Genomic DNA, 16,312 nt, shown 5'->3' on the forward strand with positions numbered 1-16,312 from the left:
GACGCGCTACTCACTGCTTCGCCTTCTCATCGCCGGGAAGCGGATAGTCCGCCCCTTCCCACGGCGAGAGGAAATCGAACTTGCGGAATTCCTGGTTGAGCCTGACAGGCTCGTACACCACCCTCTTCTCCTGGTCGTCGTAGCGGACCTCGAGGAAGCCGGTCAGCGGAAAATCCTTGCGCAGCGGGTGCCCCTCGAAACCGTAATCGGTGAGGATGCGGCGCATGTCTGGGTGGCCGACGAAGATGACGCCGTAGAGGTCGTAGGCTTCGCGCTCGAACCAGTCCGCGCCCGGGAATACCTCGATCAGCGACGGCACCTGCGTGGTCTCGTCGGCCTGGGCCTTGAGACGGATGCGGGTGTTCAGGGTCGGTGACAGGAAGTGATAGATCACGTCGAAGCGCTTTTCGCGCGACGGATAATCGGCCGCAGTGATGTCGGTGAAGTTGACGAAACGGCAGTTCGGATCGTCGCGGAGGTACTTGACCACCTCGACGATCTTGCTGACCTCGACATCAACCGTGAGCTGGTTGAAGGCGACCTGATAGCCGATGGCGGCGCCCGGAAGCGCGCTCACGATCGTCTGCCCCAGGGCGTCGAGCTTGGCGTCGTCCATGACGTAAAACCTTAGCGTTCGATGGTGCCGGTGCGGCGGATCTTCTTCTGCAGCAGCAGCACGCCGTAAAGCAGCGCTTCCGCCGTGGGCGGGCAGCCCGGCACGTAGATGTCGATCGGCACGATGCGGTCGCAGCCGCGCACGACCGAGTAGGAATAGTGATAGTAGCCGCCGCCATTGGCACAGGAGCCCATGGAGATGACGTAGCGCGGCTCGGGCATCTGGTCGTAGACCTTGCGCAGCGCCGGCGCCATCTTGTTGGTGAGCGTGCCGGCGACGATCATCACGTCGGACTGGCGGGGCGAAGCACGCGGGGCGAAGCCGAAGCGCTCGACGTCGTAGCGCGGCATCGACACCTGCATCATCTCGACCGCGCAGCAGGCGAGCCCGAAGGTCATCCACATCAAGGAGCCGGTACGAGCCCAGGTAATGAGGTCGTCGGTCGCGGCGACGAAGAAGCCCTTGTCGGACAGCTCGTGATTGACCTCGAGGAAGAACGGATCATTGGCCCCGACCGGCTTGCCGGTCGACGGATCCAGAATGCCCTTGGGGGCCGGCGCGATCGCCGGACCTGAGGACGATGCAGGGTTCAATCCCATTCGAGTGCCCCTTTCTTCCATTCATAGGCGAAGCCCACCGTCAGCACGGCGAGGAACACCAGCATGGACCAGAAGCCGGTCGCGCCGAGCTTGCCGAACGCCACCGCCCAGGGAAACAGGAACGCCACCTCGAGGTCGAAGATGATGAAGAGGATGGCGACCAGATAGAAGCGGACGTCGAACTTCATGCGGGCGTCGTCGAAGGCGTTGAAACCGCACTCATACGCCGACAGCTTTTCCGGGTCCGGCTGCTGGAACGCCACAATGAAGGGCGCGATCAGCAGCACGAGGCCGATGATAGCAGCTACCCCTATGAATACGACGAGTGGAAGATAGTTCTGTAGAATGCCGCTCATTGACGAGCCCTTTTCCCGCAGCCTCGGGACAGCCACGGATTCGTCCGATTTGGAATTATTCTGAGCCTTAGCGCAGTGCACCAATGGGCGCAAGACACGGTCTTTTCACGCCCTTTGCTGCTCCCAGACCGGTGGAAATCCCGGAATCACCCCGCGGCTGGTATGGAGCAGATCGCCTGACGCGACAAGGGCAGCCGCGGTTTTGCAGGATAGCAGCTTTGAGATTGCGGCGCAGCCGTCGCGGGCGCTATTTGGCTGGGATCGTCGGCAAAATTGGCCCGTTTTTTTGGCTGCGGCCCCGCATCCAAACCCAGCCAACGACCCCGACGGGCGCCCCGACTGTCACCCAGGCGACATACTGGCCGGTCGTTCCCCAGAGCAATGCAGCCAGCAGGCCAATGATGGTCGCCGTTGCGAGCAGGATAGGTGCCGCAAAGACACGTATCCACAGGCGCGCGCGGTCAGAGGAGCCATGCATCACGACGGGACCGGGGCTCGTCCGGCGAATGCATCGCTGCGGCCAGGTCGCCGCTTCCGCCGCCGTCCCAGCCAGAGATAGAGCCCGCTGCCGATCATGGCGATGGTGAGCCCATCCAGCGCGGCCCAGATGACCTTGAGCGGCATCCCGCCATAATCGCCGAAATGCAACGGCTGCGAGATCAGCAGCGCCTGGAGATAGAGCGGCAGCGCCCTGACATCGGCCACCTCCCCGGTTTCGCCGTCGAGCAGCACCGGCTTGAGCAGCCGTGCGGTCAAAGCCGTGTCGCCGCGCATAAAGGCTGCAAAATGGTGCGAGGACGTGAACGGCGTCCCCGGGAACGCGATGAAGGCCACCTCCGTGCCGGGTGCGGCCAGCTTGGCGCACGCCACGACGTCGTCGAGCGAGGCGAGATGGACGGGCGGCGGCTTGCCGGCATAGGGCGCGACCATGCTGGCGAGCTCGGTTGCCTTCCATTGGCTGAGCATCAGCTCGGCCCAGGTGTTGACGGCGCCAGTCAGGCCCACCACCAGCGCCCAGGCGAGCGTCACGACGCCGATCAGATTGTGCCAATCGAGCCAGCGGACGCGGTGGGAGGCGCTGTCACGGATGGTGGCAAAGCGTAGGCGGCGGGTGAACGGCCAGTACAGCACCACGCCGGACACGATGGCTGCTGCAAACAGCAATCCCATCGTGCCGAGGAACAACTTCCCAGCTTGGCCAGCGAACATGTCGGTGTGCAGCTTGAGCACGATCAGCATCGGCCCGATGCCGACCGGCCCGAGCAGCTTGGCTGAAACGGCATCGAAGGCGCGCATGGTCGCATTGTCGGGCGCGCCATCAGGCGCGCCGTTGGTGAAAGCCATCACGATCCCGGGCTCGTCCTTGTCCCAGGAAACATATTGCAGGACACGACCGGGATCGGCGGCGAGCGCGGCGGCGGCGACGACTTGGGGCGTCGCACGCGCCGCGCCCGCATGAGCTTCGGGCCGGGGGGCGTAGCCCAGCAGCTCATCGATCTCGTGATGGAAGATCAGCGGCAGACCGGTCAGGCAGAGCAACAGCAGGAACAGCGTCGAGATCAGGCTGGTCCAGGTGTGGACCACGGACCAGAGCCTGACCGTGCGCGCTCTCACGAAGGCCTCCCCTGCTTCACCATTTGTAGGAGACGCTGGCAGTGACGCGGCGGCGGTCGCCGTAGAAGCAGGACGAGGCAGAAGCGCAGCTCGCGACGTAGATCTTGTCGGTCAGGTTGACCACGTTGAGCGCGGTGCGCCAGTTCTGCCATTCGTGGTGCAGCGCGAGGTCGCCGAGCACCACCGCGGGAACCTCGAGCGTGTTGGCGGTGTCGGCCCAGGACGAGCCGACGTAACGCACGCCGCCGCCAAACCCGAATCCCTCCAGCGGACCGTCCTTGAAGGTGTAGTCCGCCCAGCCCGAGATCAGCATGTCCGGCGTATTGGTCGGCGTCTTGCCGATCAGCGACGGATCGAGGTCCTTGCTGGTGAAGAGATGGTAGGCAGTAAAACTGCCGATCAACCTCAGCTCCCTGGTGGCGTTGGCCACCGCTTCGAACTCGATGCCGCGCGAGGTCACCTCGCCGGTCTGGTTCTGCAGCAGGACATTCGACGGATCGGTGGTTGCCACGTTTTGACGCTTCAAGTCGAACACCGAGGCGGTGAAGTAGCCGTCAAATCCCTTCGGCGCGACCTTCAAGCCGATCTCCGCCTGCCGGCCGGTTTCCGGCAGGAACAATCGGTTCTGCGCATTGAGCCCGATGATCGGATTGTAGCTCGTCGCGTAGGAGATGTAGGACGCAATTCCGTTGTCGAAATTGTAGATCAGCCCGGCGCGTCCGCTGAATTTGCTGTCGTCGCGTTGGGCCACAATTGCGCCGGTATCGCGCGCAGCCTGCGTCGTCTCGACCCAGTCATTGCGGCCGCTCAAGACCAGCGTGAAATTGCCGAGCTTCATCTGGTCCTGCACGTAGGTGCCGGCCTGCTTCTGCGTGATCAGGAAATTGCGGAACGGCGCACCGGTGATCGGGATGTCGAGACCATAGGCGGGATTGAACAGGTTGATCGGCGGCACCGTGCCGAAGTTGAACGCCTGGTAATCGTCGATCTGATATCCTTTCAGATCGACCCCGAACAGCATGGTGTGCTTCACCGGGCCGATGTCGAAGCGATACTCCAGCTGGTTGTCGAGATTGGCCTGGTTGGCGGTGTTCTTCGCATACCAATTGTAGCGGGCCATGCTGGCCGCGTTGATATTGTCCCAACCATTGCCGATGAAGCCGCGATAGGTCAGGTCGATATGCGCGAAGCGCGCATTCTGCCGGAACGTGAGATCATCGGTGAGATTGCGCTCGAACTGGTAACCGAGCATCTCCTGCTCGCGCGTGAACTTGTCGACGTTGGGGTCGCCGGCGAAGAAGCGGGTCGGGATCTTGCCGAACGGCGCGTTGGTCACCGTGCCCTGATACGGCAGGAAGTTGATGCCGCGGGTGTCCTGCTTCGAGGCTGAGGCCAGCACCGTGAAGCTGGTGTCGGCGTCCGGTTTCCAGGTGACGGACGGCGCGACGAAGTAGTTGTTGTCGGGCGTGAAGTTGACCTGCGTGCCGCCGTTCTGGACCTGACCGACGAGACGGTAAAACAGCTTGCGGTTTTCTGAGTTCGTCGCGACCGGCCCGCCGACATCGAAGCCGACATAGGCGTTGCCGAAATTGTTGACGCCGGTTTCGACGTAACGGATCGGCTCCGCCGGCGCCATCTTGCTGATGACATTGACGATGCCGCTCGGGCTCGATCCGCCATACAGCACGGCCGATGGGCCGCGCAGCACTTCGACCCGCTCCATGTTCGAGGGTTGGAGCTTCCAGCTCGCATAGGATGTGTAGAACAGCTGCATGCCGTCGAGGAACAGGCCGACGTCGTCGGACTTGAAGCCGCGGATCAGCCACCAGTCATTACGCGTATCGGCGCCGAACGTGCCGGCGCGCACGCCGGCGGTGTAGCGCAACACCTCGTCGAGCTTGTTCGGCTTCTGATCGCGGATCTGCTCCGCGCCGATCACCGACACTGCCTGCGGCGTCTCCATGATCGGCGTGTTGGTCTTGGTTCCGGACGAGCTGCGTCTGGCCACGTAGCCCTGCACCGGGCTGCGCGGAGTCTCGACGACGCCGACATTGCGCTGAGGCTGCGGCTTGCGGCTGTTCGCGGTCGGCGCCTGGCTTGCCGCACGACGCGGCGCGGGTGCGGCTGCGCGGCGGCGCGGCTCCGGCGCCGCGATCGTCACCGGTGGCAGGCTCTGCGCACCACCCTGCCCCGACGATTGTGCGAGCGATGCCTCCGGCATCAAGACCCAAGCGGATGCCGTCACCAACACGGCCGACCGCAGCATTCCAAGACTGTTCAACACGCCACCCAAATGTGCATTTGATACGTCATGCCGCCTGTCCCGCGACGGCATGCGATGGGGTGACGCTTAGGGGAGCGCGCGCGATATCCCTAATTGAAAGGCTCTTAGAAGAGCTCTTAGAGGCGATCCAATAATTTCGGAGATATCCGGTCGGTCAGCACTCACCGCGACCTGCTTCGGTCAGGGAGTCTGCTCGCTCGTCGTGGGAATGGTCAACGAAGCGCTGAAGGGCAGCTCCGGCGCGGACCATCCGCGACGATATCGGAACGCGCCAACTAAGCGCTCATGAAGGCGAGCATGTCTCCGATCAGCCGCTCGCCATGGGTCAACGGCAGCGGATGCGGACCGCCCTCGTAGACGATCAGCTTGCTGCCCTTGATCAGCTTTGCAGTCTTGGCGCCCGTCAATGGCAGCGGCGCGCTGGCATCCTTGTCGCCATGGAGGATCAGCGTCGGCAGATCGATTCTGGCGGCGGCGGAACGGAGATCGGAGAAAGAGATGGTCTTGCGACATGCCAGCGCCACCGGCAGCGGCACCCTCAGCATCATCTGGCGGATCCAGGTCCGGGTGATCTCGGGCGTCTCGGGAAGAAAGAACGGCGATTCATTCGCCGCAATCCATTCGGCGAAGTCGCGTGCGACGGCCGCGTTGTCTGCCTCGATCATGGCCCTCGGGACCGCGTCCGGATTGTCCTCGGTCTTGACCAGGAATGGCGTCGTCGGTGCAACCAGCACCAGCCGTGCGATCCGGTCCGATCCGTAGCGGCCCAGATAGTTCACCGCCTCCATGGTCCCCATGGAGAAACCGACCAAGGTGACGTCGCGGAGGTCGCGCGCCTCGATGATGGCAGCGACGTCATCGGTCAGCGTGTCCAGGTCGTAGCCCGATGACGGCAGCTCGGACCGGCCGTGCCCACGCCGGTCGGGCGCAACACAGCGGAAGCCCTTTTCATTGAGAGCTGCGATGTGGCTGCCCCAGGTGCTGGCGTCGAAAGTCCAGGCCGTCAGCAGCAGCACCGGCTTGCCGCTGCCGAAGTCCTGCACGAACAGTTTTGTGCCGTCCTTGGCCGTGACAAAGGGCGATTGCGCAACCGCCGGAGCTGCCGGCGCGCCGGCGCCTAACGCTGCGGCCAAGGCGGTACCAAACAGCGGCGCTTCGAGGACGTTTTGACGGTTCATCGTGCTTCTCCCTTGCGGAATGGTTAGCGGTCGATGGGAGAGATCATGCCGAAGGGATTGGGCCTGTGCGATTACGCGACAGGTAAGACTGCTCGGCGGAGCGGTGAAATCGGCTGATGAAACCATTTTGCGGAACCCGCGAAACGATCCGGAAACAGATGCCCCTTAAGACATCAGCCTACAGACGGCGCCCAAGCCCGTCGGGAGGCTTCGATGAACCACTCAATTCACTCTGCAGATCGGGGGACCCACCTGAAGATCGTGGTGGTGGCGCTGGTGGCCGGCATCGCAGTGGCCGCCTTCGGGATCGCAGCCCGCACCAACGCCGATTACAGCCAGACCGCCCAATCGACCCACGTGATCAAGGCCGGCAAGCCGATGGCGATCACAAGCTCGGGCGCCTCGGAGATTCGTTGAACCGCGTCCGCTTTCGGCTGACCGACGGCCGCCTCCGGGCGGCCTTTTTCGTTTTCCAGCGCAATGCTTAGATGAGACGCCTCCGCCAAGCGCAACGTCCTTGACTTCACCATGTCCCCCCTTTAAGTCCCCCCTCGTTCCGCGCGGACACATACGCGTCACGCGGGAGTAGCTCAGTTGGTTAGAGCGCCGGCCTGTCACGCCGGAGGTCGCGGGTTCGAGCCCCGTCTCTCGCGCCATTTTTGGCAATCCCTCCATAGCCTTAGCCTGGAAACTCCGACGCCTTTGGCGACTGCGCCGGCGATTTCCCGCGTCCAGCGGGAACGCGCGGCATAGTCAGCCTGCGCCCGAATCGTTTACGTCTGCAAACGACTGGGCAGGAACCCCATGCTTTTGCTTGGGTTTCCCCTGCATCGAGGAGGCCCGAGATGGCGAAGAAGGATTCGGCGAAGAAGGCAGCTGCTCCGGCCACGATCACGCTCAAGCACCTGGCGGCCGACATTGCGGAAAGCCAGGACCTGTCGAAGAAGCGGGCCGAGGCCGTCCTGACCGACATGGTCGACCTGATCGCCAAGCACCTCAAGAAGGGCGATCGTGTCCGCATCGTCGGTCTCGGCATCCTCCAGGTCCGCAAGCGTGCCGCCCGCACCGGCCGCAATCCCGCCACGGGCGAGGCCATCCACATCAAGGCCAGCAAGAAGGTCGCCTTCCGCCCGGTCAAGGAACTAAAGGAGGCGATCTGAGCGCTTACGCTTCGTTAAGCCTGATCCGCGCCCGGCCCAGGCCGCAACGTGGCCTGCTTTTCTGATATACTGCCTGCCTTCCCCCAAAAGACTTGGCGGTTTGACCAGAAATGTCCCTGACCTTCGCGCATACCGTGACCGAGCGCTTCCTGCGCTACGTCACCATCGACACCCAGTCCGATCCGAATTCCCCGGCTTCGCCATCCACCGAAAAGCAGAAGGATCTCGGCCGTTTGCTCGTCACCGAGCTGAAGGCGATGGGCATCGCCGACGCCCACCTCGACGATTACGGCTACGTCTACGCAACGATCCCGGCCAACACACCCAAGAAAGTGCCGGTGATCTGCTTCTGCTCGCACATGGACACCTCGCCCGATGTTACCGGCAAGGACGTCAAGCCGCAGATCGTGAAGAATTATCGCGGCGGCGACATCATCTTGCCGGCCGATCAGAGTCAGGTGATCCGCTTCACTGAACATCCCGCGCTGAAGAACCAGATCGGCAACGACATCATCACCACCGACGGCACCACGTTGTTAGGTGCCGACAACAAGGCCGGCGTCGCCGAGATCATGGATGCCGCGCATTTCTTCATCAACAATCCGGATGTGAAGCACGGCACCATCAAGATCCTGTTCACGCCGGACGAGGAGATCGGCCGCGGCGTCGACAATGTCGATATCAAGAAGCTGGGCGCCGATTTCGGCTACACCATGGACGGCGAGAGCGCGGGCTCAGTCGAGGATGAGACGTTCTCGGCCGATGGCGCCACCATCACCATATCAGGCGTCAGCGCCCATCCCGGGTATGCCAAGGGCAAGATGGAGCACGCGATCAAGATCGCGGCTGCCATCGTCGAGCGCCTTCCAAAGGAAGGCTGCTCTCCGGAGACGACGTCAGGCAAGCAGGGTTTTCTGCATCCCGTCGGCGTCGAAGGCGCGCTGGAACAGGCGACTCTTTCCTTCATCGTCCGCGACTTCACCGAGGAGGGCCTGAAGGAGAAGGAGGTCCTGCTCGAGAGCATCGTCAAGGACGTGATGAAGGAGTACCCGCGCTCGACCTACAGGTTCGAGGTGCGGGAGCAGTACCGCAACATGAAGCAGGTGATCGACCGTCATCCGCACATCCTCGAATATGCGATCGAGGCGATCCACCGTGCGGGGCTGCGCCCGATGCGCACCGCGATCCGTGGCGGCACCGACGGCTCGCGGCTCTCCTTCATGGGCCTGCCCTGCCCGAACATCTTCGCCGGCGAGCACGCCTTCCACTCGCGGCTCGAATGGGTCAGCCGGCAGGACATGGAAAAGGCCGTCCAGACCATCGTGCATCTCGCGATGATCTGGGAAGAGAAGGCGTAAGCCAGCCTTCTCTTATGGCACCGGCATCGCCCGCCGGCCGCGATGGAAGCGGTTCGAGCTCGCCATCCAGTTCGGCAGCGGCTCGCCGTCGCGGTGCCGCCCGCCGGCCACGGCCGCAGCCCAGGCCACGGCGGCACCGATCAGGGCTGCCGCGGCAACCGAGAAGGCAACGATGACCGAATTGCGCCGGGCGCGACTAATCGCGGTGTGGGAGTCGGCGATCGATGCATCGACGCGCCGCTCGGCGTCCGGCGCCCCTAATCCCGTCAGCGCAGCGACCTGTTGCACGAGATAGTTGCGATCGTCGACGCTGACGCCGTTATGGCTCGATGATGTCATCAGGATGCGCCCGGCTTCGGCACGGGCTTCCCGCATGTCGGTGTTGGGCGGTCGCCGCGGCGCGCGGAACAGCTTGTCCAGCTCGTAGCTGAGCAGCGGCTCGGCGGCTGTCGTGTTCCCGGCGCCGCTGCGCATCGGCGAGCGTTCGACCGCGGCAGCACCGATGATCGCCAGCAGCGCCGCACCGATCAGCACGGCCAACGCCCAGGACGTCAGTCCGTGAAGCCCATCGCGACGCTCGCCGTCATCCTCGATCGTAGCCAGCGCAGGCGCAGGACGCACGATCCGGCCGGCGATGTAGCCGCCGAAACCGAAACTGATGATCGCCTGGATGATCAGATACAGCCCCGACAGCAGTGCCAACGCGGCCGATGCATCGCGCCACGTCGGCGAAGCCGAACTCACGCCAAGGCCGATGGCCACGCCGAAGCTGACCAGAATGAACGACATTGCGCCGGACGCGAGAGCGCCGGCGATGACGGAGCTCCACTGGATGCTCCGTCGCTCCTCGGCGGCGACAAGGCCGCCTTCCATCAAATTGTCCTGCACCAGCGTTTCAATGGCCATTGCATTTCTCTCTAGCGCAGGCCGAAGAACGACAAGATTGCCATGATCACGACGATCAGGCCGATCAGATAGATCAGTCCGTCCATAGTCCCATCCTCCTCAAAGGCTCCGGGGCGGTAATGAGGGGGACCAACAAACGTTCCTAAATTTACATTCAGGTGCGGAACGAACCCAGGTGCTGCGGATTGTTCTGTTCGAGTCCCGAGGATGAAAAATTGTGAGCACAAAAGGCCTCAGCCGGTCAGCCCCGGGCTGGGGCCTTTTCGTATGTGGCGCGTGCGACACTGAGTTCCCGGGACGTAATAATATTGCGGGTCGACACTGTTCCAGCTGCCATGCTAGGCGAAGCGGATCAGCAACCTGGGCGCAACAGTGACCGCGATCCGCCGCTTTGACAGCCTTCACGTCTTGCGCAACTGGCGCGGGTTTGTGGCTGTTCTGGTCGCGACTGTGTATCTGCTGTCCGGTGTGCTCCATGGGGCGCACGATATCGATGTCACCAGCCCCTCGGGCGGCTCGGAGATGGCATCGACCCTCGACAACGATCCTGGTGGCCACGGCGATCATAAGGCGCTCGGCGGCCATCACTGCCACGGCTGCTTCTCGGTCGCCGTCGCGCAGTCGGTGCAGTCCGAAATCGCGACGGACATCCTTGCCACCCCGGTCTCCCAGCGCGCGCCTTCGCTGATCGGCATTGCACCCGATACCGACTCCCCGCCCCCCAAATTCCCGACCTGAACTGATCAGCCGGGCGCCGCGCGCGCCTTTGATGCTCTTGTTCACAGGTCACCTTCATGTCTTGCAGATGGACTGCCGCGCGCCTGGCGTGCGCGATGACGATTGTCGTCAGCCCCTGGCTGACGCAGCACGCCCACGCCCAGACTCTCACGATGCGCGCGGCACTGACGCGTGCGCTGGCGGCGAGCCCGCGCCTGACGGCGGCCGAGCGCGATATCGGCATCGCGTCGGGCCAGCGCATTCAGGCGGGCACCCTGCTCAATCCGGAACTGTCCTATGAGCAGGACGATTCCTTCGGCTCCGGCAAATACCGAGGGACGCGATCCGCCGAGACCACGCTCCAGATCAGCCAGGCGTTCGAGCTGTTCGGCAAGCGCGAGGCGCGGGTTGCGGCCGGAACCGCCGGCATCGAGGTGGCCGCGATCCAGCGCAAGGCGATCAGGCTGGAGGTGCTGTCGGAGACCGCGATCGCCTTCCTCGGCGTGCTCGGCGCGCAGCGGCGCATCCAGATCCTCGACGAGCAGATCACGGCGATCGACAAGCTGACGCCGCTCTTGCGCCGCCGTGTCGAGGCCGGGGCCTCCTCGCCGGCCGAAACCGGGCGCGCCGAGGTCGCCTCCGCCCTGGTGAAAGCCGACCGCGAGCGCTTCAAGGCGACGCTGGCCAGCGCCCGGCGCGAGCTTGCGGTGCTGATGGGCGATCTCTCCGCGAAATTCGGCGAGGTCTCCGGTCGGCTCGACACGACGGGACGGCCGCCGACCTTCCAGTCGGTCGTTGCCGCCATCGATGCCAACCCGCAGCTGGTGCGCTGGACCGCCGTGTATGCCCAGCGCAATGCCGAGCTTCTGATGGCACGGCTCAAGCCTTATCCCGATGTGCGCATCGCCGCCGGCTGGCGCCATTTCAACGAGACCAATGACGACGCGGTCCGCCTCTCCGTCTCGGTGCCGATCCCCGTGTTCGACCAGAACCAGGGCAACATCCTCTCGGCGCAGGAGAGTCTCGCCAAGACCCGTGCCGAGCGCGAAGCCAACCGCAATACCCTGATCGTGGTCGCCGGCCGCGCCTACGACTCGCTGCGGGGCTCCCTGCACGAGCTTGCGGTGCTGCGCGAGACAGCGATCCCCAAGGCGGCCGAAGCATCCGACGCAATCGCGCAAGGCTACGGTCAGGGCCGCTTCACGCTGCTCGAAGTGCTCGATGCCCAGGCGAGCCTCACGCAGGCGCGCCTGCGTGAGCAGGAGGCGCTGCAGAACTTCCATACCGGCGTTGCCACCATCGAAGGCCTCGTCGGCAATCCCTTTGCCCTGGCCCGGGAGAGTGCGCGATGAAGACACCATCCACGCTGCTGGTTGCGATCGTTGCCGCCGCGCTCGGCGGTTACGTCTACTCCCTGCTCGTCCCCACCGCGGTTACCCCCATCGAGCATACCGAGCAGAAGAAGCCGAACGACCATGTCGAACAGGACGAGCACGGCGCCGACCGTATCCGCGTCTCCGACGTCAAGCTGGCAGCGGCCGGCGCCACCCTGGAGAAAGCCGCGAGCGCGACGCTGACCGATACGCTCTCCTTCAACGGCATCCTGCGCGCCAACCAGGAGACCGTGGTGCAGGTGACGCCGCGCTTCCCGGGGCTCGCCAAATCCATCCAGAAGCGGATCGGCGACAAGATTGGCAAGGATGAACTGCTCGCCACCATCGAGAGCAACCAGAGCCTGACCGTCTACGAGTTGAAGGCGCCGATCCCTGGCACCATCATCGAACGGCAGATCTCGCTCGGCGAATATGCCTCCGAGCAGAAGCCGGCCTTCGTCGTCGCCGATCTCTCGACCATCTGGGTCGATCTGTCGATCTACCGCCAGGACCTCAAGCGTGTCCGCCTCAATGACGAAGTGCTGATCGACCCCGATGACTTCAGCGGCGAGATCAAGGGCACCATCTCCTACATCGCACCGATCGGCAGCAGCGAGACCCAAACCGCCCTTGCGCGCGTGGTGCTGCCAAATCCCGACGGACGCCTGCGTCCCGGTCTGTTCGTCACCGCGCGGCTGATCCTCGCCGCTCGCAATGTCGCGGTTGCCGTGCGCCGCAGCGCAATCCAGACGCTGGAGAGCAAGACCATCGTGTTCGTCCGGGAGGACAAGGACAAGATCGAAGCACGCCCGGTCGAGATTGGCGACTCCGATCCGAAATTCGTCGAGATTCGCGCCGGCCTCTCCGCCGGCGAGCATTACGTCGCCGAGAACAGCTTTGTCGTGAAGGCCGAAATGGGCAAGGGAGACGCGGACCATGATTGACGCGATCCTCTCCTTCTCGGTCCGCCAGCGCTGGCTGGTGGTGCTGCTGGCGCTCGCGGCGGGCGCCTTCGGAGTGTGGAATTTCAGCCGCCTGGCGATCGATGCCGTGCCCGACGTCACCAACGTGCAGGTCCAGATCAACACGCGCGCGCCCGGCTTGTCGCCGCTCGAGGCCGAGCAGCGCATCACCTTCCCGATCGAGACCGCGATGGGTGGCCTGCCCAGGCTCGATTATACCCGCTCGATCTCGCGCTATGGGCTGAGCCAGGTTACCGTCGTGTTCCAGGACGGCACTGACATCTATTTCGCGCGCCAGCTCGTCAACGAACGCATCCAGCAGGCCAAGGATCAGCTTCCTGCAGGCACGGAGGTCGCGATGGGGCCGATCTCGACCGGGCTCGGCGAGATCTACGTCTATTCGGTCGAGGCCAAAGCCGGCGCCAAGTCGCCTGCGGGCACCGCGTTCACGCCGACAGAGCTCCGCACCATTCAGGACTGGATCATCAAGCCCCAGCTGCGCACCATTCCCGGCGTGGTCGAGGTCAACTCCATCGGCGGCTATGAGCGGCAATTCCACGTGCTGCCGATTCCCGGCCGGCTGATGGCCTACAAGCTCGGCTTCCGCGACATCATGACCGCGCTCGCCGCCAACAACGCCAATGTCGGCGCCGGCTATATCGAGCGCAATGGCGAGCAATATCTGGTTCGCGCGCCCGGCCAGGTCGCTGACATTGCCGACATCCGCGACATCGTGATCGGCTCGCGCGGCGGCGTGCCGGTGCGCATCCGCGACGTCGCCGAAGTCAGCGAAGGCCAGGACCTGCGCACCGGCGCAGCGACAGCGAACGGAAACGAGACCGTGCTCGGCACCGCCATGCTCCTGATCGGCGAGAACAGCCGCACTGTAGCCCAGCGCGTCGCCGCAAGGCTGGGCGAGATCGCGAAATCGCTGCCGGATGGCGTCATCGCGCGCGCGGTCTACGACCGCACTCATCTGGTGGAAGCGACCATCCAGACCGTCGAGAAGAATCTCGTCGAGGGCGCGGCGCTGGTGATCGCGGTGCTGTTCCTGATCCTCGGCAACTTCCGCGCGGCACTGATCACGGCCTGCGTCATTCCGCTCTCCATGCTGTTCACGGTCACGGGCATGGTCGAGAGCAAGGTGAGCGCCAATCTGATGAGCCTTGGCGCCATCGACTTCGGCATCATCATCGACGGCGCGGTCATCATCGTCGAAAACTGTCTGCGGCTGCTGGCAGCCGAGCAACACCGGCGCGGCCGCCTGTTGAGCCTGGACGAACGTCTCCAGACCATCCGCGACGGCAGCAGCGAAGTCATCAAGCCGAGCCTGTTCGGCACCCTCATCATCGCCGTGGTGTACCTTCCGGTCCTGACCCTGACGGGGACTGAAGGCAAGATGTTCACGCCGATGGCACTGACCGTGCTGATGGCGCTGGCAGGGGCCGCGCTGCTATCGGTCACCTTCGTCCCCGCTGCAATCGCGATCTTCGTCACCGGAAAAGTCTCCGAGACGGAGAACATCTTCATGCGCGCGGCCAAGCGGATCTATGTGCCGCTGCTCGACCGTGCCATCCGCTATCGCCGCAGCGTTGCGCTCGGTGCCGTGCTGATCGTTGCCGGCAGCCTGCTTGCCGCAACGCGCATGGGGGGCGAGTTCATTCCGAGCCTCGATGAAGGTGACATCACCATCGAGACCATCCGGATTCCCGGAACCAGCCTGACCCAGAGCGTGGACATGCAGCTTCGGCTGGAGCAGGCAATCAAGCAGGTGCCTGAAGTCGCGATTATCTTCTCCAAGATCGGCACCGCCGAAATCGCCAACGATCCGATGCCGCCGAACGTCGCCGATACCTATGTCACGCTGAAGCCGCGCGACCAATGGCCGGATCCGGCCAGGCCGAAGGACGAGGTGGTCGCCGAACTCGAGCGCGCCGCCAACACCCTGCCCGGCACCGCCTATGGCATGACACAGCCGATCCAGATGCGCTTCAACGAGCTCATCGCCGGCATCCGCAGCGACGTCGGCGTCAAGATTTTCGGCGACGATCTCGATGTGCTCGCCGGCATCGCCCAGCAGGTCAACGGCGTGGTCCGCGGCATCGATGGGGCAGCCGACGTCAAGATCGAGCAGATCGCGGGCCTGCCGATCCTCACCGTCAAGCTCGACCGCCAGGCGCTGTCGCGCTACGGCCTCAGCCTGAGCGAGGTGCAAAACCTCGTCGAGATCGCGATCGGCGGAAAGCCGGTCGGAAAGCTGTTCGAGGGCGACCGCCGCTTCGATATCCTGGTGCGCTTGCCGGAGAGCCTGCGGGTCGATCCCGATGCGATCAGATCCCTGCCGATCCCGCTGCCGCCGGCCGAGGATGCGACGACCGTCACCAGGACCGCCTGGTCGGGTGCATCGGGCGCCGCGCTTCGTTATGTGCCCCTGTCCTCCGTCGCCGCAATCGAGATCGCGCCCGGCCCCAACCAGATCAGCCGCGAGAACGGCAAGCGCCGCGTGGTGGTGATGGCCAATGTCCGCGGCCGCGACCTGCGATCTTTCGTGGCAGAAACGCAAGCTGCCGTCGCCGAGAAGGTCAAGCTGCCGCCGGGCTATTGGATTGGCTGGGGCGGCCAGTTCGAGCAACTGGTCTCCGCCAGCAAACGGCTGACGATCGTCGTACCGGTGGCGCTGCTGCTGGTGTTCCTGCTGCTGTTCATGGGCATGGGATCGGTGGCGGATGCGGCGCTGGTGTTCTCCGGTGTGCCGCTGGCGCTGACCGGCGGCGTCGCGGCGCTGCTGCTGCGCGGTATCCCGCTATCGATCAGCGCCGGGGTCGGCTTCATCGCGCTGTCGGGCGTCGCCGTGCTCAACGGCCTCCTCATCATCGCCTTCATCGAGCGTCTGCGCCGCGAAGGGCAATCTGTTGCCAAGGCTGTGCAAGAGGGCGCATTGACGCGGCTGCGTCCGGTCCTGATGACTGCGCTGGTCGCCTCGCTTGGCTTCGTGCCGATGGCGCTCGCCACCGGCGCCGGCGCCGAGGTGCAGCGGCCGCTTGCGACCGTCGTGATCGGCGGCATCATCTCCTCGACCGTCCTGACATTGCTGGTGCTACCTGCGCTCTACGTGTTGTTCCGACGTGACGGCGCAGGCGAAACGCCTACAATGGCGCCTGATTTGGCTGACTCCGGGGAGCTCTAGGT

The 16,312-nt window shown here is 64.2% G+C and carries 14 protein-coding genes and 1 tRNA gene; 8 read left to right on the top strand and 7 right to left on the bottom strand.

The features are described from left to right. Nucleotides 1-10: 10 nt before the first annotated feature. From BM374_RS08385 to BM374_RS08415, 6 genes are all read right to left on the bottom strand, one after another. Entirely contained in the window at nucleotides 11-616 is a 606-nt protein-coding gene (locus BM374_RS08385; protein ID WP_092290898.1) for an NADH-quinone oxidoreductase subunit C, read from the bottom strand. 11 nt (nucleotides 617-627) lie between these two features. After that, on the bottom strand, nucleotides 628-1,215 hold the full coding sequence (locus BM374_RS08390) for a NuoB/complex I 20 kDa subunit family protein (protein WP_177248177.1): 588 nt from the start codon (nucleotides 1,213-1,215) through the stop codon (nucleotides 628-630). Continuing rightward, complete coding sequence (locus BM374_RS08395) at nucleotides 1,206-1,571, bottom strand: NADH-quinone oxidoreductase subunit A (protein ID WP_092290902.1); 366 nt, start codon at nucleotides 1,569-1,571, stop codon at nucleotides 1,206-1,208. The genes BM374_RS08390 and BM374_RS08395 overlap by 10 nt, the downstream gene beginning before the upstream one ends. 477 nt (nucleotides 1,572-2,048) lie before the next feature. After that, complete coding sequence (locus tag BM374_RS08405; RefSeq protein WP_092290906.1) at nucleotides 2,049-3,185, bottom strand: PepSY-associated TM helix domain-containing protein; 1,137 nt, start codon at nucleotides 3,183-3,185, stop codon at nucleotides 2,049-2,051. A gap of 16 nt (nucleotides 3,186-3,201) precedes the next feature. Continuing rightward, nucleotides 3,202-5,451 (bottom strand): TonB-dependent siderophore receptor, encoded by a 2,250-nt coding sequence (locus tag BM374_RS08410; protein WP_177248178.1) that lies wholly within the window; start codon nucleotides 5,449-5,451, stop codon nucleotides 3,202-3,204. A 293-nt stretch (nucleotides 5,452-5,744) separates the two neighbouring features. Next, entirely contained in the window at nucleotides 5,745-6,647 is a 903-nt protein-coding gene (locus BM374_RS08415; protein WP_092290910.1) for an alpha/beta fold hydrolase, read from the bottom strand. Between the two features lie 213 nt (nucleotides 6,648-6,860). Between BM374_RS08415 and BM374_RS08420 the strand changes: the two genes are divergently transcribed. From BM374_RS08420 to pepT, 4 genes are all read left to right on the top strand, one after another. Then, nucleotides 6,861-7,064 (top strand): hypothetical protein, encoded by a 204-nt coding sequence (locus BM374_RS08420; protein ID WP_092290912.1) that lies wholly within the window; start codon nucleotides 6,861-6,863, stop codon nucleotides 7,062-7,064. Between the two features lie 162 nt (nucleotides 7,065-7,226). Beyond that, nucleotides 7,227-7,303, top strand: a tRNA-Asp gene (locus BM374_RS08425). A gap of 189 nt (nucleotides 7,304-7,492) precedes the next feature. Beyond that, a complete protein-coding gene (locus BM374_RS08430) occupies nucleotides 7,493-7,807 on the top strand; it encodes an HU family DNA-binding protein (protein ID WP_092290913.1) in 315 nt (104 codons plus the stop codon). A 110-nt stretch (nucleotides 7,808-7,917) separates the two neighbouring features. Then, nucleotides 7,918-9,165: a peptidase T gene (gene pepT / locus BM374_RS08435; protein ID WP_092290914.1), complete on the top strand. Its 1,248-nt coding sequence runs from the start codon at nucleotides 7,918-7,920 to the stop codon at nucleotides 9,163-9,165. A 12-nt stretch (nucleotides 9,166-9,177) separates the two neighbouring features. On the opposite strand, the gene BM374_RS08440 is transcribed toward pepT, so the two are convergent. Continuing rightward, nucleotides 9,178-10,071 (bottom strand): hypothetical protein, encoded by an 894-nt coding sequence (locus tag BM374_RS08440; RefSeq protein ID WP_092290915.1) that lies wholly within the window; start codon nucleotides 10,069-10,071, stop codon nucleotides 9,178-9,180. A gap of 372 nt (nucleotides 10,072-10,443) precedes the next feature. On the opposite strand from BM374_RS08440, the gene BM374_RS08450 reads away from it, so the two are divergent. The 4 genes from BM374_RS08450 to BM374_RS08465 are packed head-to-tail and all read left to right on the top strand — an operon-like array spanning nucleotide 10,444 to nucleotide 16,310. After that, entirely contained in the window at nucleotides 10,444-10,809 is a 366-nt protein-coding gene (locus BM374_RS08450; protein WP_244552555.1) for a hypothetical protein, read from the top strand. Nucleotides 10,810-10,865: 56 nt separating this feature from the next. Next, nucleotides 10,866-12,140, top strand: coding sequence for a divalent metal ion exporter subunit IhpA (gene ihpA, locus BM374_RS08455; RefSeq protein ID WP_092290918.1), 1,275 nt, complete (start codon nucleotides 10,866-10,868; stop codon nucleotides 12,138-12,140). Then, nucleotides 12,137-13,105 carry a divalent metal ion exporter adaptor subunit IhpB gene (gene ihpB, locus BM374_RS08460; protein WP_092290920.1) on the top strand — a complete coding sequence of 323 codons (969 nt, stop codon included), beginning with the start codon at nucleotides 12,137-12,139 and terminating at the stop codon, nucleotides 13,103-13,105. Before ihpA ends, ihpB begins: the two co-directional genes overlap by 4 nt. Beyond that, nucleotides 13,098-16,310 carry an efflux RND transporter permease subunit gene (locus BM374_RS08465; protein WP_092290922.1) on the top strand — a complete coding sequence of 1,071 codons (3,213 nt, stop codon included), beginning with the start codon at nucleotides 13,098-13,100 and terminating at the stop codon, nucleotides 16,308-16,310. The genes ihpB and BM374_RS08465 overlap by 8 nt, the downstream gene beginning before the upstream one ends. The last annotated feature ends 2 nt before the right edge of the window (nucleotides 16,311-16,312 follow it).

This window comes from Bradyrhizobium sp. Ghvi, assembly GCF_900115265.1.
GTDB lineage: Bacteria > Pseudomonadota > Alphaproteobacteria > Rhizobiales > Xanthobacteraceae > Bradyrhizobium.